At 57.4% G+C, this 18,172-nt stretch carries 24 protein-coding genes; 18 read left to right on the top strand and 6 right to left on the bottom strand.

The window, feature by feature from the left end; genetic code table 11:
• Window positions 1-10: 10 nt before the first annotated feature.
• Window positions 11-424, top strand: coding sequence for a DUF3168 domain-containing protein (locus B3Z17_RS04625; RefSeq protein ID WP_286828747.1), 414 nt, complete (start codon window positions 11-13; stop codon window positions 422-424).
• A 1-nt stretch (window position 425) separates the two neighbouring features.
• On the opposite strand, the gene B3Z17_RS04620 is transcribed toward B3Z17_RS04625, so the two are convergent.
• From B3Z17_RS04620 to B3Z17_RS04610, 3 genes are all read right to left on the bottom strand, one after another.
• On the bottom strand, window positions 426-815 hold the full coding sequence (locus tag B3Z17_RS04620; protein ID WP_286828746.1) for a hypothetical protein: 390 nt from the start codon (window positions 813-815) through the stop codon (window positions 426-428).
• Between the two features lie 74 nt (window positions 816-889).
• Window positions 890-1,237, bottom strand: a complete 348-nt coding sequence (locus B3Z17_RS04615; protein WP_286828745.1) for a hypothetical protein — start codon at window positions 1,235-1,237, stop codon at window positions 890-892.
• A gap of 72 nt (window positions 1,238-1,309) precedes the next feature.
• Window positions 1,310-1,660: a hypothetical protein gene (locus B3Z17_RS04610; protein ID WP_286828744.1), complete on the bottom strand. Its 351-nt coding sequence runs from the start codon at window positions 1,658-1,660 to the stop codon at window positions 1,310-1,312.
• Between the two features lie 162 nt (window positions 1,661-1,822).
• On the opposite strand from B3Z17_RS04610, the gene B3Z17_RS04605 reads away from it, so the two are divergent.
• The 14 genes from B3Z17_RS04605 to B3Z17_RS04540 all read left to right on the top strand — a co-directional run bounded on the left by B3Z17_RS04605 (window position 1,823) and on the right by B3Z17_RS04540 (window position 12,501).
• On the top strand, window positions 1,823-2,221 hold the full coding sequence (locus B3Z17_RS04605) for a phage major tail protein, TP901-1 family (RefSeq protein WP_286828743.1): 399 nt from the start codon (window positions 1,823-1,825) through the stop codon (window positions 2,219-2,221).
• A gap of 9 nt (window positions 2,222-2,230) precedes the next feature.
• Window positions 2,231-2,596 carry a GTA-gp10 family protein gene (locus B3Z17_RS04600; RefSeq protein ID WP_286828742.1) on the top strand — a complete coding sequence of 122 codons (366 nt, stop codon included), beginning with the start codon at window positions 2,231-2,233 and terminating at the stop codon, window positions 2,594-2,596.
• A gap of 41 nt (window positions 2,597-2,637) precedes the next feature.
• The gene (locus B3Z17_RS04595) at window positions 2,638-2,820 is read left to right on the top strand and encodes a hypothetical protein (protein WP_286828741.1); all 183 of its coding nucleotides are present in this window, start codon (window positions 2,638-2,640) and stop codon (window positions 2,818-2,820) included.
• Window positions 2,817-3,770 (top strand): hypothetical protein, encoded by a 954-nt coding sequence (locus B3Z17_RS04590; RefSeq protein WP_286828740.1) that lies wholly within the window; start codon window positions 2,817-2,819, stop codon window positions 3,768-3,770. Before B3Z17_RS04595 ends, B3Z17_RS04590 begins: the two co-directional genes overlap by 4 nt.
• 29 nt (window positions 3,771-3,799) lie before the next feature.
• A complete protein-coding gene (locus B3Z17_RS04585; protein WP_286828739.1) occupies window positions 3,800-4,303 on the top strand; it encodes a hypothetical protein in 504 nt (167 codons plus the stop codon).
• On the top strand, window positions 4,303-4,854 hold the full coding sequence (locus B3Z17_RS04580) for a baseplate hub protein (RefSeq protein ID WP_286828738.1): 552 nt from the start codon (window positions 4,303-4,305) through the stop codon (window positions 4,852-4,854). The genes B3Z17_RS04585 and B3Z17_RS04580 overlap by 1 nt, the downstream gene beginning before the upstream one ends.
• Window positions 4,854-8,210 (top strand): phage tail protein, encoded by a 3,357-nt coding sequence (locus B3Z17_RS04575; protein ID WP_286828737.1) that lies wholly within the window; start codon window positions 4,854-4,856, stop codon window positions 8,208-8,210. Before B3Z17_RS04580 ends, B3Z17_RS04575 begins: the two co-directional genes overlap by 1 nt.
• A 10-nt stretch (window positions 8,211-8,220) precedes the next feature.
• A complete protein-coding gene (locus B3Z17_RS04570) occupies window positions 8,221-8,709 on the top strand; it encodes a hypothetical protein (RefSeq protein ID WP_286828736.1) in 489 nt (162 codons plus the stop codon).
• A 16-nt stretch (window positions 8,710-8,725) separates the two neighbouring features.
• Window positions 8,726-9,172, top strand: a complete 447-nt coding sequence (locus B3Z17_RS04565) for a hypothetical protein (RefSeq protein ID WP_286828735.1) — start codon at window positions 8,726-8,728, stop codon at window positions 9,170-9,172.
• A complete protein-coding gene (locus B3Z17_RS04560) occupies window positions 9,172-9,414 on the top strand; it encodes a hypothetical protein (protein WP_286828734.1) in 243 nt (80 codons plus the stop codon). Before B3Z17_RS04565 ends, B3Z17_RS04560 begins: the two co-directional genes overlap by 1 nt.
• The gene (locus tag B3Z17_RS04555; RefSeq protein ID WP_286828733.1) at window positions 9,414-9,947 is read left to right on the top strand and encodes a D-Ala-D-Ala carboxypeptidase family metallohydrolase; all 534 of its coding nucleotides are present in this window, start codon (window positions 9,414-9,416) and stop codon (window positions 9,945-9,947) included. Before B3Z17_RS04560 ends, B3Z17_RS04555 begins: the two co-directional genes overlap by 1 nt.
• A gap of 63 nt (window positions 9,948-10,010) precedes the next feature.
• Window positions 10,011-10,511 (top strand): hypothetical protein, encoded by a 501-nt coding sequence (locus B3Z17_RS04550; RefSeq protein ID WP_286828732.1) that lies wholly within the window; start codon window positions 10,011-10,013, stop codon window positions 10,509-10,511.
• A gap of 43 nt (window positions 10,512-10,554) precedes the next feature.
• Window positions 10,555-10,965 carry a 3TM-type holin gene (locus B3Z17_RS04545; protein ID WP_286828731.1) on the top strand — a complete coding sequence of 137 codons (411 nt, stop codon included), beginning with the start codon at window positions 10,555-10,557 and terminating at the stop codon, window positions 10,963-10,965.
• 396 nt (window positions 10,966-11,361) lie between these two features.
• Complete coding sequence (locus tag B3Z17_RS04540) at window positions 11,362-12,501, top strand: hypothetical protein (RefSeq protein WP_286828730.1); 1,140 nt, start codon at window positions 11,362-11,364, stop codon at window positions 12,499-12,501.
• A gap of 14 nt (window positions 12,502-12,515) precedes the next feature.
• On the opposite strand, the gene B3Z17_RS04535 is transcribed toward B3Z17_RS04540, so the two are convergent.
• From B3Z17_RS04535 to B3Z17_RS04525, 3 genes are all read right to left on the bottom strand, one after another.
• On the bottom strand, window positions 12,516-13,415 hold the full coding sequence (locus B3Z17_RS04535) for a hypothetical protein (protein ID WP_286828729.1): 900 nt from the start codon (window positions 13,413-13,415) through the stop codon (window positions 12,516-12,518).
• A 426-nt stretch (window positions 13,416-13,841) separates the two neighbouring features.
• Window positions 13,842-14,675, bottom strand: a complete 834-nt coding sequence (locus tag B3Z17_RS04530; RefSeq protein ID WP_286828728.1) for a response regulator — start codon at window positions 14,673-14,675, stop codon at window positions 13,842-13,844.
• Window positions 14,676-14,845: 170 nt separating this feature from the next.
• Window positions 14,846-15,703 (bottom strand): Hpt domain-containing response regulator, encoded by an 858-nt coding sequence (locus B3Z17_RS04525; RefSeq protein ID WP_286828727.1) that lies wholly within the window; start codon window positions 15,701-15,703, stop codon window positions 14,846-14,848.
• A 168-nt stretch (window positions 15,704-15,871) separates the two neighbouring features.
• On the opposite strand from B3Z17_RS04525, the gene B3Z17_RS04520 reads away from it, so the two are divergent.
• The 3 genes from B3Z17_RS04520 (at window position 15,872) to B3Z17_RS04510 (ending at window position 18,149) form a co-directional block, all read left to right on the top strand.
• Window positions 15,872-16,396, top strand: coding sequence for a DUF6438 domain-containing protein (locus tag B3Z17_RS04520; RefSeq protein ID WP_286828726.1), 525 nt, complete (start codon window positions 15,872-15,874; stop codon window positions 16,394-16,396).
• A 247-nt stretch (window positions 16,397-16,643) separates the two neighbouring features.
• A complete protein-coding gene (locus tag B3Z17_RS04515) occupies window positions 16,644-17,717 on the top strand; it encodes a calcium-binding protein (RefSeq protein ID WP_286828725.1) in 1,074 nt (357 codons plus the stop codon).
• A gap of 303 nt (window positions 17,718-18,020) precedes the next feature.
• Window positions 18,021-18,149: a hypothetical protein gene (locus B3Z17_RS04510; RefSeq protein ID WP_277620375.1), complete on the top strand. Its 129-nt coding sequence runs from the start codon at window positions 18,021-18,023 to the stop codon at window positions 18,147-18,149.
• The last annotated feature ends 23 nt before the right edge of the window (window positions 18,150-18,172 follow it).

The raw sequence follows: 18,172 nt of genomic DNA, 5'->3' as shown, positions 1-18,172 counted from the left end.
GGGAAGTATCATGACAGCATTTGCTGCCCACCAGCTTCAGCAGGCGGTGTTCGCCCTGTTGGCGGCGGATACGGGCCTGAAGGCCCGCGTGACCGGCGTGTATGACGAACCGCTCTTCGGTGCCCGACCGCCCTATGTGGCGTTTGGCGAAACCCAGCTTCGGGACACGGGCGTCAAGGGCCGCGACGGGGTCACCGTCAGTTTTGATGTGATTGTCTGGTCGGCGGAGCCCAGCCAGATGGAAGCCAAGGAATTGATGGCGCAGGTGGACGCGCTGCTGTCTGGCGCCTCACCCGATGTGCCGGGGCATGAACTGGTGGATATCAAGCTTGGGAGCGCCAGCGTTATCACCCAGTTCAGCGAAGCAGGAAGCCTTTATCGCGGGCGGTTGAACTATAGTGCCCGGCTGTTCGAGGCCGCGTGAGCTAGCGGCTTTCGGTGGCGCAGGTTGCGGAAAGTTTCCTGAGAACGTTGGAGATATTGACGATGTCCGGGTGGCTTTCCTTGAGCCCCATGGACATCAGCATGTCTTTCTTTTTCGTCAGGTCCGCAATGCGTGTGGCGCATTCATCCGGCTCTTCCTGAGTTTCCACTACCTCAGGTTTCTGCAGGTCGTGCAACACGATATTCACCTGGTTGAGGCGGGTCTGCATTTCTGATGTCATCAGGCGCAGGCGGCGCACTTCTTCCTTCAGCACAATAACCTGGTCTTCCAGAAGCTGGATGCGCGCCTTGTCGGCGTCATCAGTGGCTGCCCATGCGGGGCCAATTGAGATCAAAGAGGCAACAACAAACGCACTGACACAACGCAACATGGACCTATCCTTATCTGGTTCGGCGCGGACCATAGCAACAAGCGCTCAGGCGCTCAAGCGCTCAAGCTCTGGCGTTATCCACATTCATCCATCAGGGAAGCCTGCTGCATCCGGATATCGATAGCCTGATTCATCAGTTGTACGTAAAGGCGATTTGGTTTTTGTGACACGACATTGCCGTCCGCGTCCTTTTCCTGGACCATGGCCGGGATGTTCTTCAACTGCTGCTGAAGCGCTGCTTCTGTGCTTTTAAGTTCGGACAGCTTCGAGATGCAGGCTGAAGGGCTCATCGCCACCTGCTTTGTGGTGCTTGGTTGCGTGCCATTTGATGCTGCCAGATGGTTGGAAACCTGTACATAAGCCAGCGCCATCAGCGACAGCGTAATCAGGCCCAGGCAAGCTTTTGAAAATGTATCGTTCATGGAATTCCCCCTCTCCCTAATCAGGGCACTCTATGGCGGAATCATAATGCTGGCAACACTGGTTGTGTAAAATCAACCCAAAAGGGCGAGGGTGCAGGCGTGGTGGCGGGCCTGCATGCCTTCAACCAGAACCCGTTTTTCAAACTGCATCAATGTGTAGGTGCGGTTCAGCAGGGTGATGCTGTCACCGTCTGAAAGCTCAAAGGTCACCTGCGCTGGGCTGCGCGCGAGACGTTTATCAATGAAGGCGATGGCCTGCCTGTAGGCTTTCATGGTGTTGATGCAGCGTGATGCCACATGGATCATGGATTGGGAGACGGCTGGATCTGGCGGTGTGGATGCGCTTGCGGGCAGGGGCGTGGTGACCAGCACTAGGGCCAATACACCATAACTCAGAGATAACCTTCGGGCAGTCCCGTTCATCGGCATTCTCCTGACACCAGACTAGCGATTATAGCACAAAATTCACCGGCCTGCTCATCACTTTCGTTTAGGGCGGGGGCCGACACGGGTGCCGAAAACCGGCACCAAAAGCATTCGATTTCCCAAAATTAAATCCCAACCAACTTGCAAAGGAGAGCGTGCATGGCCGCGCAACAAGGTAAAGAACTGCTGCTGAAAATCCATGACGGCAGCGACTATCAGCTGATCGGTGGTTTCCAGTCGAATGAGTTCAGCATCAATGGTGAAACCGTCGATATCACCAGCAAGGACAGCGCAGGCTTCAAACAGCTGCTGGACGGCGCTGGACTGAGGTCCATCAGCACGTCTGGTAACGGCGTGTTCCTGAATGATGCAGCCTTTGCTGTGGCGCACGGCCATGTGCTGGCGGGCACGCATCCGGATTGCCAGATCGTGGTGCCCGGCTTCGGCACCTACAGTGGCCCCTTTGCCATCACCACGCTTTCCATGACAGGCGCGCGCGAAGACGCCGTGACCTACAATATCTCGCTTGAAAGCGCCGGTCCGGTGGCCTTCACCTAGGGCATATCAATGGCGAAGAAAATCTGTGGCGAAGCCAGCCTCCGCGTGGGTGCACGAACCGTGCGCCTGCGCCTTGATATCGGCACCATGATGGACCTGGAAGACCATTTCGGCATGGGTCTGGTGCCTTTTCTTTCAACCCGATTGCCGGAGTTTCGCCTGAAGGATATGGCTGCGCTGTATCTGGCCATGACAGGCGGCGATTTTGGCGACGACGCGGCCTGCCGCAAGGCCGCGGAAAAGCTTGTGCAGGCGGGGCTGGCAGATGGCGCGACCGCTATTTCGAGCTGCCTGGAGGCCACGCTGCAGCCTGACAGGGACCAGCCAGGAGACGCGCAAACCATGGGAAAGCCGGCAGCGGGCAGGACGGCATAGAAGCCGGCATTGACTGGCCTGGGCTGATTGAGCTTGGCGCCATGCTGGGCCAGTCACCACGCCAGACATGCCGCCAGACCTTGCCTGAACTGAAGCTGCGGCTTCGGGGCTGGCAGCGGGCCCACGGCATCAATCCCGACACGGGCGCAGCCCGCGACAGCCGCGCAGCCCCCATGACGCGGGAGCGCCTGCTCGCGCTTGCAGAAAGGTATGACCACCCATGACAGAAAATCAAACCGCAGCCGCGCCGACACTGGCCGATCAGTTGACTGCGCTGGCCCAGCCCATCGGGCAGGCCGGCCAGTCGCTGGTAACCCTTGGGCAATCGCTGGCGACCCTTGTGGGGTCAGGAGGGGGCGCCGTCGTGTCGCTCGCTGGTGGCACGGACAGCGGCACCTCGCTGCCCACGTCAGACACCGGTACCAACCCGTTCGAAACCCTGCTGCCTGACTTGCTGACCAGCCTGTTTGAAAGTTTGGGGGGCGGCCTCACCAGTCTTTTTGGTGGCGGGGAGGACCCATCTGCCAGCCCGGGCGTTGGTGGGTTGGCTGCCGGGGCTTCAGGCGGTGCCACCGCCGGCGCCCTGGGCGGCGGTGACCTGGATGAGGGCGAGAAAAAGCGCACACAGACCGAGCAGGAAGAAGGCCAGAAGCGGGTTGAAAGTGACAAGAAAGTTTGGGCTTCCAAGCTTGCCAACGCAGTCGCGGGGTCGAAGAAACTGGCGGCTGTTCACAAGGCGATGGCGATTGCCGCAGTGGTGATCGACACGGCGAAGGGGATTTCCTCTGCCTTTTCCGGCCCGCCAAACGGGCCGCCATGGCCGCTGAACATTGCGCAGGCCGCCCTTGTGGCAGCCACGGGTGCCAAGCAGATTTCCGCCATCAAGGGCCAGGCGCATGACGGCCTCGACAAAGTGCCCAGCACCGGCACCTACCTTCTGGAGAAGGGCGAACGGGTGGTGGACAAGCGCCTGAACCGGGACCTTTCCAGCTACCTGAAAAGCCCACAGACCACAGTGAATAGCCGCGAAAATACCGTCACCAACAGCCCCAGCGTCAACCTGACCATCAACGGCAACGCACCCGCCGACAGCGTTGAGAAGAACCGCGGTGCGCTTGAAAGCATGATCCGCGACATCTTCGCCGACCACGCGCTGGCCGCACCGTTCGACTAACGCCTGTTCCTCCCTTCAAGGACGCATCTATGCCCAGCCTTTATCTGCCGACTTCCCCGGCGCCGGTGTCGTACCGCATCCGGTCAAATTACCGTACGCAATCAAGCATGGCCATCAGCGGCAAGATCATCAGCCGCAAGTATGGCGGGCACTATTTTGAGATCACGCTTGTCTATCCGCCCATGCGGCGCGACCAGGCAGCCCCCATCATCGCGTTCCTGGAGGAACAGCAAGGCCAGAACAATATTTTCCGGGTGCGGTTGCCGAATGATATGGCCGGAACACCCGGATTGAAGGTGGGCAACTTTGCCAACATCGATGCCGCCAATCCATCGGACGATAACGACAAGCTATACCGGATCACGGCTGTTGATCCGGCTGTCACGGTCGCGCCGGAAGCTTTGGTTGCTGGCACTGTTGCCGCCAGTGCGCCGGTGATGCGTTGTTCGCTCAAGAACGCGGTGCAGCTTGTCACATTGGGCCGGTCCGGCCTGATCCGCCTTGAAATTGACCTGATCGAAAGGGTTGCGTGATGATTGATGCCCCAAACAGCATCCAGACAAAACTGTCTTCGGAAGCCTTTCGTTTCGCCTGGCTGGTGGATGTGGCGGGTACCCTGTTTCTGACCGATTTCGACAGGGACCTCAGCTTCAGCGGCCAGACATATAGGAGCCAGGGCGATATCCTGACCCTGTCGCCCATTGTGCGCGAACGCGGCATCAAGCTGCAAAGCTACAATGTCACCCTGACGGGCGTAGACGGATATATCCCCGCTGTGCTGGGCGCGGGTAACTGGACCGGACGGGACTGTACCATCTATCTGGCCTTCCCAGCCGCCGATGGCGCCCTGGACGAAACGGAGGTGATCAGCCTCTATAAAGGCACCTTCCACAGCTGGAGCCAGCACGAAAGCGACAGGTCCTCTGCTGTGACTGTCAAGATCACAAGCCCCTGGTCGAAGCCAGACCTGACAGCGGGGCGGGTCACCAGCAACGACAATCAGACACAGAATTACGCGGGCGACAAATTCTTCGAATTCGCCCACGAAGAGCGCACCAACCTGGGTTGGGGAGGCAAGGCATAATGGGATTGTTTTCGTTCATTGGCGGGCTTTTGGGGCTCAGTTCCGGTCCCAGCCAACGCATCCAAGTGTCAAAGGCATCGGCGGCTGCCGGCCTGCCGATCATCTATGGTCGCAGGCGCATCACGCCTGTGAAGGTGTTCAAGACCGTATCCCAAAGTAACGCGCCCGAAGGGTCATACGCCTATGACCACAGTTTCATCTCCCTGTCGGGCAGCAAATATGAGGAAACGCGCGATAACTATGACTTCCTGCACCGGGTTGACGTGTGGGGGCAGGGAGAGATTTCCGGCATTGAGAAATTCTGGCTGGACGGCGACGCCGCGACCGCAGCGCGCTTCAAGAAGCGTCCCTATTTTCGGGCGCTGAGCAACTATGGCAGCGACAGCCAGGCCGCGATGACGGCGCTTTCCGCCGCTTCCAGCCGCTGGACATCCAGTCACAGGGGCGCTGGCGTGGCCTACACATGGTCGCGCTTCTATAACTCCTCCAGCAAGCCGCAGTTCACGGCGGAGCCTGAAGTAAAAGCCGAAATCAAGGGCCTGCGGGTTTATGACCCCAGGCAGGACAATGACCAGCCCGGCGGCAGCGGGACCCAGCAGCTGGCTGACAAGTCAACCTGGACCTATAGCGAGAACCGGGCGCTTCTGGTGCTGGATTACTTGCAGGCTTCCTATGGTTTCGCGGCAGCGCCGAGCGAGATCGACTTTGAAAGCTTCATGACAGCGGCCGACCAGTGCGACCAGACGATGGCCATTCCGCCGCGGCTCAAGAATGAGACCGGCGGCACCATCTATGGCTGGTGGGACCGAGAGCTGGGCGAGTTCATCCAGATTGGCAATGGCCAATATTATCCCACATTCCGCCCCCGTCAGGTGGGGACCACCCAGCCGCGCTGGCATGGGGCTGCGGTTCTGGACCCCAAGAATGGCGTGGTGGAAAACCTGAAGCTGCTTCTGGAAGGGTTCGGCTGGGCGCTTAGCTGGTCCAACGGGCGCCACCGGCTGGTGCTGGAAGACCAGACCACCACAGCGGTCGCCAGTTTTGACAAAAACAGCATCATCGGTGACTGGACCAGCCATCGCGGCAACCGGGATGGCCGCTTGAACCGGATCACGGTCGAGTTCCAGAATGAAAACAAGAATTTCGAGGGTGATACCGTTTCCTGGCCCGAGAAGGGCAGCCAGACACACGCCAACTTCCTGATAGAAGACGGCGGCCAGGACCTGCATACAAACAAGCCTGTGAAAACCATCACGGATTTCTACCGCGCCCAGGCCTATGCCGAATATCTGGTGCGTAAAAGCCGGGTGGCCTATCAGATCCAGGGTATGCGGCTGGCGCCCCACGCCATGCTGCTGGAGCCCGGCGATGTGATCAGCATCGACTATCCTGAGAAGGGGTTTGTTGTTGATCCCGAAAATGAGACAGAAAGCTTCTTCATTGTCGAGAAAGTCCAGATATCGCCAACGCTTGAGGTCTCGGTCGACCTTCTGAAATATGAGGACAGCGTCTATAACCCGGACGCACGCACGGACGAACCACTCGACAACAGCATGGACATTGCCAACCTGTGGCTGGACCCACCGGCAATATCGGGTCTTGCGCATGTTGAAACCCATGACACCAAATCGGACGGCAGCGTGATCACCGGGCTGGAGATGTCATGGCAAGCCCCCGATGCAACGGTGGGAATTGACCGGATAGAGATCAGCTGGCGCGAACACATCGGGGCCGTGCCTGCCGAACATAATCACGACGGCGGCGATTTGCTGGATCACAGTGACGACGGCGAATATACCAATCAGGCGTATCTGGCGCGGGACGTTACCAGCTACCGTATCTCCGGTCTTGCAGATGACAAAAGCTATGACGTGCGGCTGGTTTACTGGACCCAGCGCGGGCAACAGTCAGATGAGCTTGTTGATACAATCTATATCAACCCAACGATTTCCAAGCTTTCGGGCATTGATGACAACGCAACGCGCAACCGACATCGCGGCGACTATCAAGCCGGCGTCGGCTATGAAAAGGGCGATGTGGTGGAATATATGGGCTTCAGCTATTGGATGAAGTGGGACTATGAAATTTCAGGTGTCCCGCCCACCAACACCACCTATTGGACCAAGCTGGCGTCGGTGACGTCGGGTGTTGAGGTGCTGCGCGCCAGCACGGCGCCATCAACGGCAGACCTGCCGGAAGGGTCTTTCTGGTTCGATACCAGTGAGGTGAAACTCTATGTTCTGGCCTCTGGCGCTTGGGAAGAAGCTGCGAGTTCCAACACGGTGATCTACCAGAATTCGGCACCATCTTCGGGCAAGGTGGGTGACCTGTGGTACGACACCAACGACAATATTCTTTACGGCTTCAATGGCGTGATCTGGGAGGCGGTCGGCAACATGCTGACCAGCACCAGCCAGCTTGTAGATGACGCGGGGCTGGGTACAACGGCCGTCTGGAACAGCGTATCCGGGCGCATGTCTGTCGCGCTGGCTATCAATGAACACAGCAACGGCAGCTACAATAATACCCGTATCCGTTTCTTCGGCGTCGATGGCGCCACGGGGCTGTATCCCGATCGGACCCAGAAAGCAGTTTTCTATAAGGGCAATGGCGTCAAATTCGAATTCGGAGGCACGACTGGGCTAGGTGAAAGCACCTGTTACGCAGGGAATGCCACGAATGGATACCATATGCTGGTGCTGGATGCGTCGGGGGGGAGACGCTTTGTCCATGATCAGGCCACCAATACCCACATAGGTGTGGTTCGGCGTCCCCTTCCAAGTGCCAGTCAGCTTGAATTCTATAGCGCGAATTTTGGTTGGCGGAACATTCCGTTCGATAACGATTTTTACATCATAGGCTGGGTGAACCGGCAGCGCAGGAAGTTCGTTTCTGCGGGTATTTTCCCTGAACCAGTTGCGATGAGTGGGATCGACAGCCTGGCAATTCCGGGCGAACTTACAGGCGGCGGCGATCTGCCGACACAGGTGCAGGCGGGTGTGATCACCATCGATCCATCTCAGCCTTTGCGGGGTGAATGGAACAGCGGCAGTCCCCGCATCAAGGTGCTGAGTTTCAGCATCCATCAGGATGATGCCCACTCCGTTAGCTATAGCACCGCATATATCTACAAGTCAGGTGGGACAAGCTGGCACGTTTATTTGGTGGACCCCTATTTGAACAGCATTGATGCAGAAATCACCTACATCACCAAATCCAACCGCACATCAATACCCGAGAATGCCATTTACCTGGGCTATGTCACCGTGCCCAGCGGCAGCGGCACCACCTATGGCTACACCGGTGGCGCCGGTGGCGGGGGCGGCACCTACGACCCGAATTATCAGATACCGTAAGGATGCAGACATGAATATCATTGAGATCGCCGGGCTTGATCCGGCCTACCGGGTCTATCAGGCTGCCAGTGGCACCCTGGTGCGGGTCAAGGTTGCGGAAAGCCCGACAGACAAGGCGCACAATCAGTACCGGTTTTTCCTGACAGCCCAGGTATGTGACGCAGGGGGGCAGGCCCTGCAGGACCCTCTGGCGTCCAGTTCTGTTGTTATCGAGTTGGCAGATCTTACGGCGCCGACTTTCTCCGATGCCTCAAGTATTCCGGCCACCCCCGGTTCCGCTGGCGAACTGATCCGCCATGATGGGCAGCTGTATCAATATTCGGATGATGAAGAGACTTGGATTCATCGCGGTCCGATTGACCCGGCCGCAAGTGAAGCCGTGGCAGAGGTTCTGGCGATTTGGGATCAGGTTGCACGTCAGGAAGTTGAAAAGGCGATCCGGGCCGCACACCGGCAGGCAGCTGGTGTGGAAATCAGGGCGCTGATCGGCGCCGAGTAAACACTTAGGAAGTATCATGACACTATTGAAACGCGCCCGGATATGGGCGGGGGCGCTTTTGCGCGTCCTATCGAGAACGGGCAGGAAATTTGGCGCGGCCATGGTCTCATCCATCGGCCGCTTTTTTTATACCCGCCCGGCACTGAAGCGCGGGGCGCTTGCGCTTGTGCTGCAACAGCTTGTGGTGCTGCCTTTGGGCCTGATTGCCGCGGGTAGCGGCGTGGGTCTTGTCGATATCTGGGCGGCGCTGGTGTCGCTTCAGTGGACCATCTTCCTCGTGGGCCTGTTTTGGGGCATGGGGGCGGAGCGCGCCTCCACCGAATGGGACGGCACTTTTGCCCTGCCGCCGTTGAAGTCCTTCGATTTCTGGCGCTGGCACGCGCTTGAGAAAAAGCGCTTCATGGCCGTTCTGGTGTCCCTCATGGGCGGGCTTCTGCTTGCCACATTTGTGGGAGCACTTTGATGACGGCACAGCCTTTCAAGAAAGAATATCATACCGGTGCCACCCGCCCCCTGATGCAGGACGGCAGCGAAACCGCCAACGCGGCGCTTCTGAAAGCCACGCTGGCGCTGGACCGCATTGAGCGTCACGAGGCCGAATGCGGCCGCCGCTGGGGCCTTGTGGTGAAGCTTCTGCTGCTGGCCCTCACGCAGCTTGGCGGCCTTCTGGTGTTTCTGGTGACAGACAAGCTGGGGTGGTTCTGATGACTGTCGGTATTCACCCGCGCATGCCTCTGTCCGACACGTTTCGCCTGCCGTATTTCACCCGCAGTCACGCGGCTTCAAGTTTGGGCCTGCCCAACGTGCCGCGCGATGTGGCACAGGTGGCGAACCTGAAGGCGTTGTGTGCCCGCGTGCTGGAGCCCATGCAGGCGCGGCTTGGACGGCGGGTCCGGATTGTATCAGGCTTCCGCAGTGAAACGCTGAACCGGCTGATGGGCGGCGCGCGCGACAGCCAGCATCTGTTTGGCGAAGCGGCTGACTTTATCGTTGAATGCATGGACAGTTTTGATGCTGCCTTTACCCTGGCGGCGCAAAGCGACCTGCCGTTCGACCAGTTCCGTCTGGTTCACAGGCAGGGGCGGTCGGGCGTCAGGCAAAGTCACATCCATGTGTCCCACCGGCGCCTGGGCGCGGGCAGGGGCAATGTGGAAACCCTGTTCCGGGACGCGCATGGTGTGCGGGCGGTGAACGGGATAGTCGGCATTGATGCCGGTATGCTGCAGGCCGCCGAATAAGCGGCTGGAAAATATGCAACTGATAGTATATTTTTACAGCTTAAGAATTAGCGGAGGTGAGCCATGGCCGAACCGGAAACCAATGCGGACGACTTCCTGAAGGATGTCATCAAGCCGGTGCTTAAAGACATGGCCATGGACGGCGCAGCGGCCGGGAAAATCCTGATGATGACGGCCTGCCATGAAAGCATGGGGTTCCGCTATCGTGCGCAGGTGGGTGGCCCCGCGCTTTCCTATTTCCAGATCGAGCCCAACACGCTTGATGACCTTTATACCAACTATCTGGCCTACCGCCCTGACAAGCAGGCGCTTGTGGATGCCTATCTGCCCGAAGGGCTGGACAGGTTGGAAGCGCTTGAAAATGACGACAAATATGCCTGTGCCGTCGCGCGTATGATCTATTGGCGCGTGCCGGAAAGCCTGCCGGCTGTCACCAATGATGAGGGCCTGGCCGCCTATGCCAAACAATATTGGAATACCGAGTTGGGCGCGGCGACAGCACAGAAATATCTGGATGACTATCGCCGCTATGGCCCGAACCCCGAGCCCGCCAGCTGGACCTGACGCACCGCGTTAACCCTTGAAAACTTAAGTGATGGAGGATCGCATGGGATTGCCCGTGATCGATACGCTGCTGGATATTGTCAAAGGCCCTTTGGACAAGCTGGTGCCGGACAAGAACGAGAAGCAGCGCTTTACCCATGAGCTTGAGATGGCGATCCTGAAATCCGGCCTTGGCCAGATGCAGATCAATAAGGCAGAAGCCCAGCACCCCAGCATTTTCGTGGCAGGCTGGCGGCCTTTCATTGGCTGGATGTGTGGCTTCGCACTCGCCTGGCATTTCATGGCGGCGGATATTCTGGCTTGGCTCAGGCTTGCCTTCTTCCCCGATATGCCCGCACCGCCCTCTCTTTCGGGCAGTGAAACACTGGTCACGGTATTGCTGTCGATGCTCGGCCTTGGTGGTCTCCGGACGGTTGAGAAGCTGAAAGGCGTCAGCCGCGAGAAGTGGAAATAGCCTGTGCAGGGATTTGCGATATCCTCAAGCGTGGGGCCGGGTGGCCGGAATGCCAGGCCCGATGTGGCGCTGGTACAGTTGGCGCTCCGAAAAGCGGGGCTTTTTTCAGGCACTATAAACGGTCAGTATCATGTCAGCCTGGGGAAGGTTATTGACCAGTTCTTGACGGCAAAAGGCTTGGTCCGGGGGGCTGCCCTGTCACCGGCCGGAGCGGGGTTCAAGGCCCTCGCTGCGGCGGTTCCGCCAGCCTACCAAAAAGCCAAAGCCTGGAAGCAGACGGCCTATCTTTATGTGCCGGCGAATACCGGGGTGGCTGACCCGTGGAAGCGCGAGGACCATAGCTTGCCGGACTTGGAATTCGAGGCGCTGAAGCGGTCGCTTCGTCGGGCCGCGTTTGTGCGGCAACTGGGGCTTGGTATTGCTGACGTTACAGTTACCGCCGATGGCCGGTTCATGGTGCGGCTGGGCTTCCAGGCGGCGCAGTTTGTTGATCCTGTCACCGCCAAACTGACCACCCTTCCGCCCAAACCCTTTTTGCGGCTGTTGCAGAATGATCTGCCGCTCGCCGGATGGCAGACAGTCGCTGGTCACGGCTTGATTTTCAAAACCAGCAAGTCTTGGCCAATTTTGAAACAGGCGAAAGACGTGACGCTTGAGCAGCTTGAACTGGTCGGCCTGAAGAAGCGGCCATCAAAGCCTGTGTTGGCGACCTGTTCGGCGGCCATTGCCACCAGCCTGTTGTCCGATAAGCCTGATGAGAAGCAAGCAAAAGAGCTGATGCAGTGTTTCGGCCAAGACCGCCTGACCATGGAGCAGAAGACGAAGGCGCGGCAATTGGCCTGCACAGAGTTACAACGAAAATGGGAGGCTGTTTTCTGGCGGCTTGTGAAAATTCATGAGGCGTTGCGTGCGATTTTTCCGCTGTATGCCAAAGCTTACGAGACGCGAGTTTTGATGGGGCGGGCAAGGGATGCCCGAACCTTGGAAAATCTCGAGATCGGGACACACAACACGCCGGGGGCGGATACCGCGAGAACGCTTTATGATATCCTGCGCGGTAACAAGACCTTGGGTGAAATTGTCGGTACCGTTGCAACTGGTGCGGATGCACCGGATGCTGCAATCAGGTTTTTGGAAAGTGCTGGCAAGGAAACCGCAGCTGGCGTTTTGAAAGCCCTCGATCTGGCGTCACTTTGGTATGATACCCAAAAGACTTTTTCCAACGCGCTGCAGAATACAATCGAATTGCCGGAATGGTACCGACTGATCGATTTGCATATCCAATTGTGGGTCGGTTTCTACAATGGTTTTGCGGAGCTTGAGGAAATCTGGCCCGAACAGGTCCGTCTGCTTGAGGCCATGCATGCGCTCAAGTGCCCGATCCCCGACGATGACTATGAAGCAATTTGGGTGGATCTGCTTAGTCTGCACAGAACCCTGTTTTCCAAGCAGCCGATTTTATATACCGAAGAATATAGACATTTACGCGATGTACGCGGTCAACGGGACAATGTTCTTTTCGGCCCAGGAGAGTAGGCGCATCAAGCATATTAGCGGAAGCTGTAGGTGTTCAGGAAGGGGCATTGGTTGATGTCTATTTCCCCTATGGACAAGTCCGCGGCCATAACCGGCGTTTCATCATTCCGGTAGCTGATACTGACTGTCAGCCTGCGGAAGAAACCCATCTGGTCACTGATGGCCGCAAAGTCTTTTTTCGGGTAGGTATCGCCCCACTCAGCCATGCGCGAAAGTGTTATGAACATCAGTTCTTCGCGCCTTTCCGGGACAGGATGATTCCGGTTCTGCTTAAGCCGGCAATAGAGCAGGTCCCGCCTTTTGACATCCTTTTGGCTCTGCAGCAGAGCAAGAAATGTATTGGCAAACCCAAGCTCCCCATTGCGAGGGGGAAGGGGGGCCTGTTCCTTAACACGGAGGTTTCGGAACGATGGGTCAAGAAGCCAGGCAATCGTCGTTCCGATATCTGAATAGTCCTTTGAGAAGCGGCCGATATCCACCATCCATTCCATCGCATACGTATTGCCGTAGGGGTGTTTGATCCGTCCTGCGCGCAAGGCCTTCGCGATTTCGACGCCTTCTTCCGGTCCTGCAAGGAAAATATCCGCCAAAGAAGCGGCAACGTCAGGCTCTGTCGGTGCTTCGATGCCAAAGTCGATCAGTTCTTTGATCGCCTGCTCAAGCCCCGGCCTGTTGTAGACCTGATGGGGCAGAAGGCGTGGTTTTTCGATGATCGGCGGCAGGATGGTGGACACATGTTGGAAGCTGCCATCGGGCATTCGCTTCTCAATGGTGAGTTTGCCAGGGTCACTCAAATGCTCAGGCCGGGAAGCAATTATCCGGCGATCATTCTTGCTCAGTATGTCAATAAGCGCTGCTGCATCCATTTCCCGAATTTGAAACCGCAACCCGCGGTAGATGGAGGGGCCAAGCATGTAAGCGTCCTGAACATAATCTTCAGGGATACCATTGTCCGTCGTCTCCGCCGGAGCAAAGCCAGCGAAGACCCATTGCATGAAAAATAATAGAAGTGCGCAGACCCGCATTTTGTCCCCCATCCCAAATATATGGTGCATGCACTCTAGCAATCATGAGCTGTAACATGCAATCAAAAAGAACAAACATGGAACATTTGGTGCTATCAGTAAGGGAGAAAGAACGGGGTGGGGTGGCCGTCAGGACCAGAGGACGCCAATCACTCTACTTCGGGTTAATCCCCACCCGGCAGGCTGTGGTGATATGTTTTTTATGGTTGTAAATATACCGCAAAAGGTGTGAACAAAGCCTTATCAAGCATGCTTAATGCGCGTTAACCTTGTGCGGGCGAGACATTCAGTCAGCCACCGGTGGCGGGCGGGCGATCAGAAGTTCTTCAAGATAATCAGCTTTTTCGAAAGCGCCTGACGGGTGTGCTCATAGGCGATATGCAAATCGAAATAAAGCTGGTTCAGTCCTTCGGTGCGTTCCTTGCTGGACCGAATTTCGATTTTGGCCGCCAGATGCGCCACTTTTTCCGCGCCGAAGGTCACGGACGCAGATTTGAAGTGGCTGGCGTACATATGGACGCGCGCGCAGTCCTTCGCCTCAATGGCATTGCTCAGCTCTTCCATCAGGCTTGGGGCTGCGATCAGATAGTCCTCGATCAGGCCGATCATCCCACCCTTCAGTAATTCGCCATATTCCCGGAAGGTGTCCCAGTTGACGAATTCCATTTCGTCAGAGACATCTTCATATTCGTCGCTGATCTCAATGTCTGCGTCTTCGCCGGTCAGGTGGCGTTTCACCATCACTTCCAGGCTCACACGGTCGACCGGCTTTTTGATGCAGTCGGTCATGCCTGCGTCCATATAGACGGCGTTTTCCGGCCCGGACATTTTCGTGGTTACCGCGATGATCGGCAAGGGGGCCTTGCCCGCCCTCTGTTCAAGCGCGCGTAGCCGCCTGGCTGCTTCCACGCCGCCCATCTTCGGCATCATGATATCCATGAAGACCATGTCAAAACGGCCGGCCTCAAAGGCTTCCAGCGCTTCTTCGCCGTTGCAGACATGGTCGTATGTGATGCCCATCTCATCCAGCGCACGGCCCAGGATTTTTGCCATGACGGGCATGTCATCCACCACAAGCGCGTGAAGGGGGGCATTTGGGCCCTGGCGGGAAAGGTGGCCTTCTTCAGACATCAGCGCGGCATCAGGCATTTTGACATTGCTCCTGCAAGATCGCTCATTTCGTACTCAATACATTGCCTGAAGGGTGTGGCAGCCATGCTGCCGTATCTTTGCCTGGCCTCTGTATGCCGGACAATTCTATCTAAAAGGTTAATGGGAAAATTTTAGCGATTGTATTTTTACAGCCTGAAAATGCGGGGCTACATATTCTGCAATAGCACCAGCTTCTTCTTCAGTGCATGCTGGGCGCGCTCAAAGGCGATGTGCAGGTCATGGAATGCTGGTATGGCTTCCCGGATGTCGCCATTCTTGCCCATGATTTCCAGCTGTGCTGCGATATCGGACACGACTTCCGCGCCAAACACCTGGCTGGTGGATTTGAATTTATGGGCGTGGAACTGCAAGGCGGTGGCATCATCAGCCTCAATGGCCTGTCCGATGGCTGCCAGAAGGTCTGGGCCTGCCACCAGATAGTCCTTCAGGAAATGCTTGAACTTGTCTTTCAGAATAGCGCGGTATTCATTCAGGGTTTCCCAGTTCAGAATATCCAGCCCGTCATTTTCAAAAGCGGCTGCTTCGTAGCTGTCCGGTTCATTGGCTGTCTGCTTTTCGGCAATACCCAGATGATCCAGCATCACTTGTGCCAGGTTCAGCCGGTTGATCGGCTTTTTCACCACCCCGCTCATGCCTTCAGCCAGATACTGGTCCATGTCCCGTTCCGAGACGCGCGCGGTCACTGCGATAATGGGAATGCCCCCGTAGTGAGAGCTGAGTTTCCGGATTTCCTTTGTCGCCTGCACACCGCCCATTTTCGGCATCAGGATATCCATCAGGATCAGGGCATAGTCTGTCTCATGTGCCGCATCGATGGCCTCCAAGCCGTCCGTGACGCGGTCATGCTGAACCGGAAAGGCGGACAGGAGCTTGGCGATAATCTGGCCCATCACAGGGTTGTCTTCCACCACCAGTACACGCGGGCCATTCACCTCCGGCATGGTGATGGCCGAGGCGTGGGGTGCGTCCTCAATCGGCGGGGTGTTGTCTGCGTCGTCCTGCATGGCCAGCCCAGGTTGGTTGCGGTGGTATGAATTAAGATTTTCCAACTGTGGGGGGCAAACTATCACGAAACAGTTAACACCCCCAAGATTCCGTTCAGCCTTCATTCATGCCTTGCATCCAATCCTGAAAAGGCGAAGATGAGACGAACAAACTGGAAGGGGTGGCGTATGAAAAAGTTACTGGCGGTACTGGCGACAACCTTTGCCATGGCAGGCTGCGCGGGTGACAGTAGCGGTGGCGGCACGCCAGTGCGGGACATCAGCCCGTCCGATTATGTTACCCTCAGCCGCACAGCCTGTTTCGGGGCCTGCCCGGTTTATGACATCACGCTGCAGGGCGATGGCCGTGTTACCTATCACGGTGGGCGCTTCACCAAGCTGCAGGGCCAGCACAACGATACCTACAGCGCAGGCCGCTTCCTTGAGGTGCTGAGCATGTTCGAGATGCGTGGTTTCAGCGATTTTGATGATGCCTACACCCGCGACACCTGCCGGCCCTGGGCGACCGACCATCCAACCGTAACGGTGGAGCTGAAATCAGCGGACCTCACGAAAAAGCTGGTCTGGTACACCGGGTGCCGCGGCATCGAAGAGCGCGCGCAGCTTGACGGCATGGTGGATGAGCTGGAGCGGATCCTGGACGTGGAGCGCTTCATCGGCACGCCGGAAGAACGGAAGCCCAAGCGCCGCTGACGCTTTTGCGGGGTGGCGGCGAACCTTTTCCCAAGACGAAGCGTCTATAGGAAAAAGCCGGGATCACGACAGGCGGATGAGACTACACAGGCACAGGTGGGCCCCCATCTGTGCCTTTTGCTTTTTGGGCTGGCACCCCTTTTTGCGCCTTTCCTGAAGGGGCCATTCATTTTCGGTTCAGGGCCGATCAGCCATAAGGGAGTCACAAAGAAACAAACACCACGACAGCAACCAGTGGGGACAGCATATGACCTTTGTGAATGAAATTAACGGCGACTTTGTATTTGACGGCTCCGGCATCGACAGTTTCTTCCGGGGCGGCAGCGGCGATGATTTCATGGTCGGCGGCTCAGGCGATGATTATCTGATCGGCGGCGCCGGCAACGACTTTATCGTGGGTGGTGGGTTTTCCGACGGCCAGACACTGCATATCGACTGGTACGGCGACAAGAATTTCTTCGCGCCCGTGGATTATGATGGCCCGACAGCAGAAGGCGCCGACACGCTGATTGGCGGGTCCGGCGACGACACGCTGATCGGTGGCGGCTGGGATGACGGCGCAGTCAATGACAATGGCTGGTATGACTATGGCGAAGAAGTCTCGGCTGATGTGTATGCCACCTACTACCCCTATGCGTATCCCGACAATGTCATCTGGGCCGGTAGCGGCAACGACGTGGCTGTGGGCGGCAACGCCAACGACATCATCGGCGGTGGCGACGGTGACGATGACATCTTCGGCGCCGGTGGCCGGGATATTATTTTCGGCGGCTGGGGCTATGACACCATTGATGGTGGGTCTGGCGACGATGACATATACGCCAGCGGCGGTGATGACCTGGTCTATGGCGGTGACGGCGAAGACTGGATCTATGGATCTAGCGGCTATGACGACCTGTTCGGCGGGGCGGGCAGCGACGTGATCTTTGGCGGTTCAGGCGACGATGTGATCGCCGGCAACAGCGGCCATGACGAAATCTATGGCGGCAGCGGCTGGGATACCATCTGGGGCGACGACGGCGACGACGATATCTTCGGCGGCGCGGGCAATGATGTGCTCACGGGCGGCAGCGGTGAAGACTATTTCTACTTCAAGGACGGCCAGGGCGACGACACGATCACGGATTTCAATATCTGGGACGACACGCTTGTGCTTTCCGGCGTCTGGGATATCCAGAATTTTGACGATCTCGACTACTATAGCTTCGAGACCTGGGTGGACGGCGAATATGGCCTGCTGATCGAAACCACGGCCAGCGACAGCATCTTCCTTGAGGGCGTAACCTCCTATGATCTCTACTATATGGACGTGATTTTCTAAGGGCCAGGTGAAGCCCAGAGGCGAAAGCCAATCCTCATTCCCTCTAGAGCAACCTCGGCGCCGCATCTCGCGGCGTCTTTTTTTGTGTTTAAATCACAATGTGTCATTCCTACGTTTATGTTGACGTGCAATCCTGTGCCGCGTTAGAAACTTCGGTGTTTTATTCGAGTAGGGCCCGTTTTGGGCGATGGGGGAATAATGACAGCCAGCTTGGGGGCAAAAGCGCCACGACCTTCATTGTGGGTTCCGAAATTGTAGTGAACACCAACACGGATGGCGACCAGTGGCGGTCGGACGTAGGTCGTGGCCAGCGTGCAGGCAGCTGCGACGGACACCGAAGGAGGCGTGTTGATCGACCTGGGTGGCGGCGACAGTCTGCTGTTGACGGGCCTGACGGTCGCTGACCTCGCAGACACGGATTTCATTTTTTAAACAGTTACGACAGATGTAACCCG

Source organism: Kordiimonas sp. UBA4487 (assembly GCF_002389025.1).
Classification (GTDB): Bacteria; Pseudomonadota; Alphaproteobacteria; order Sphingomonadales; family Kordiimonadaceae; genus Kordiimonas; species Kordiimonas lacus.
This window is presented reverse-complemented; position numbering and strand designations above follow the sequence as displayed.

Coding starts and splice junctions, on each gene's coding strand:
- B3Z17_RS04625 (WP_286828747.1), top strand. CDS start 11: ATGACAGCATTTGCTGCCCACCAGCTTCAGCAGGCGGTGTTCGCCCTG.
- B3Z17_RS04620 (WP_286828746.1), bottom strand. CDS start 815: ATGTTGCGTTGTGTCAGTGCGTTTGTTGTTGCCTCTTTGATCTCAATT.
- B3Z17_RS04615 (WP_286828745.1), bottom strand. CDS start 1,237: ATGAACGATACATTTTCAAAAGCTTGCCTGGGCCTGATTACGCTGTCG.
- B3Z17_RS04610 (WP_286828744.1), bottom strand. CDS start 1,660: ATGAACGGGACTGCCCGAAGGTTATCTCTGAGTTATGGTGTATTGGCC.
- B3Z17_RS04605 (WP_286828743.1), top strand. CDS start 1,823: ATGGCCGCGCAACAAGGTAAAGAACTGCTGCTGAAAATCCATGACGGC.
- B3Z17_RS04600 (WP_286828742.1), top strand. CDS start 2,231: ATGGCGAAGAAAATCTGTGGCGAAGCCAGCCTCCGCGTGGGTGCACGA.
- B3Z17_RS04595 (WP_286828741.1), top strand. CDS start 2,638: ATGCTGGGCCAGTCACCACGCCAGACATGCCGCCAGACCTTGCCTGAA.
- B3Z17_RS04590 (WP_286828740.1), top strand. CDS start 2,817: ATGACAGAAAATCAAACCGCAGCCGCGCCGACACTGGCCGATCAGTTG.
- B3Z17_RS04585 (WP_286828739.1), top strand. CDS start 3,800: ATGCCCAGCCTTTATCTGCCGACTTCCCCGGCGCCGGTGTCGTACCGC.
- B3Z17_RS04580 (WP_286828738.1), top strand. CDS start 4,303: ATGATTGATGCCCCAAACAGCATCCAGACAAAACTGTCTTCGGAAGCC.
- B3Z17_RS04575 (WP_286828737.1), top strand. CDS start 4,854: ATGGGATTGTTTTCGTTCATTGGCGGGCTTTTGGGGCTCAGTTCCGGT.
- B3Z17_RS04570 (WP_286828736.1), top strand. CDS start 8,221: ATGAATATCATTGAGATCGCCGGGCTTGATCCGGCCTACCGGGTCTAT.
- B3Z17_RS04565 (WP_286828735.1), top strand. CDS start 8,726: ATGACACTATTGAAACGCGCCCGGATATGGGCGGGGGCGCTTTTGCGC.
- B3Z17_RS04560 (WP_286828734.1), top strand. CDS start 9,172: ATGACGGCACAGCCTTTCAAGAAAGAATATCATACCGGTGCCACCCGC.
- B3Z17_RS04555 (WP_286828733.1), top strand. CDS start 9,414: ATGACTGTCGGTATTCACCCGCGCATGCCTCTGTCCGACACGTTTCGC.
- B3Z17_RS04550 (WP_286828732.1), top strand. CDS start 10,011: ATGGCCGAACCGGAAACCAATGCGGACGACTTCCTGAAGGATGTCATC.
- B3Z17_RS04545 (WP_286828731.1), top strand. CDS start 10,555: ATGGGATTGCCCGTGATCGATACGCTGCTGGATATTGTCAAAGGCCCT.
- B3Z17_RS04535 (WP_286828729.1), bottom strand. CDS start 13,415: ATGCTTGGCCCCTCCATCTACCGCGGGTTGCGGTTTCAAATTCGGGAA.
- B3Z17_RS04530 (WP_286828728.1), bottom strand. CDS start 14,675: ATGCCTGATGCCGCGCTGATGTCTGAAGAAGGCCACCTTTCCCGCCAG.
- B3Z17_RS04525 (WP_286828727.1), bottom strand. CDS start 15,703: ATGCAGGACGACGCAGACAACACCCCGCCGATTGAGGACGCACCCCAC.
- B3Z17_RS04520 (WP_286828726.1), top strand. CDS start 15,872: ATGAAAAAGTTACTGGCGGTACTGGCGACAACCTTTGCCATGGCAGGC.
- B3Z17_RS04515 (WP_286828725.1), top strand. CDS start 16,644: ATGACCTTTGTGAATGAAATTAACGGCGACTTTGTATTTGACGGCTCC.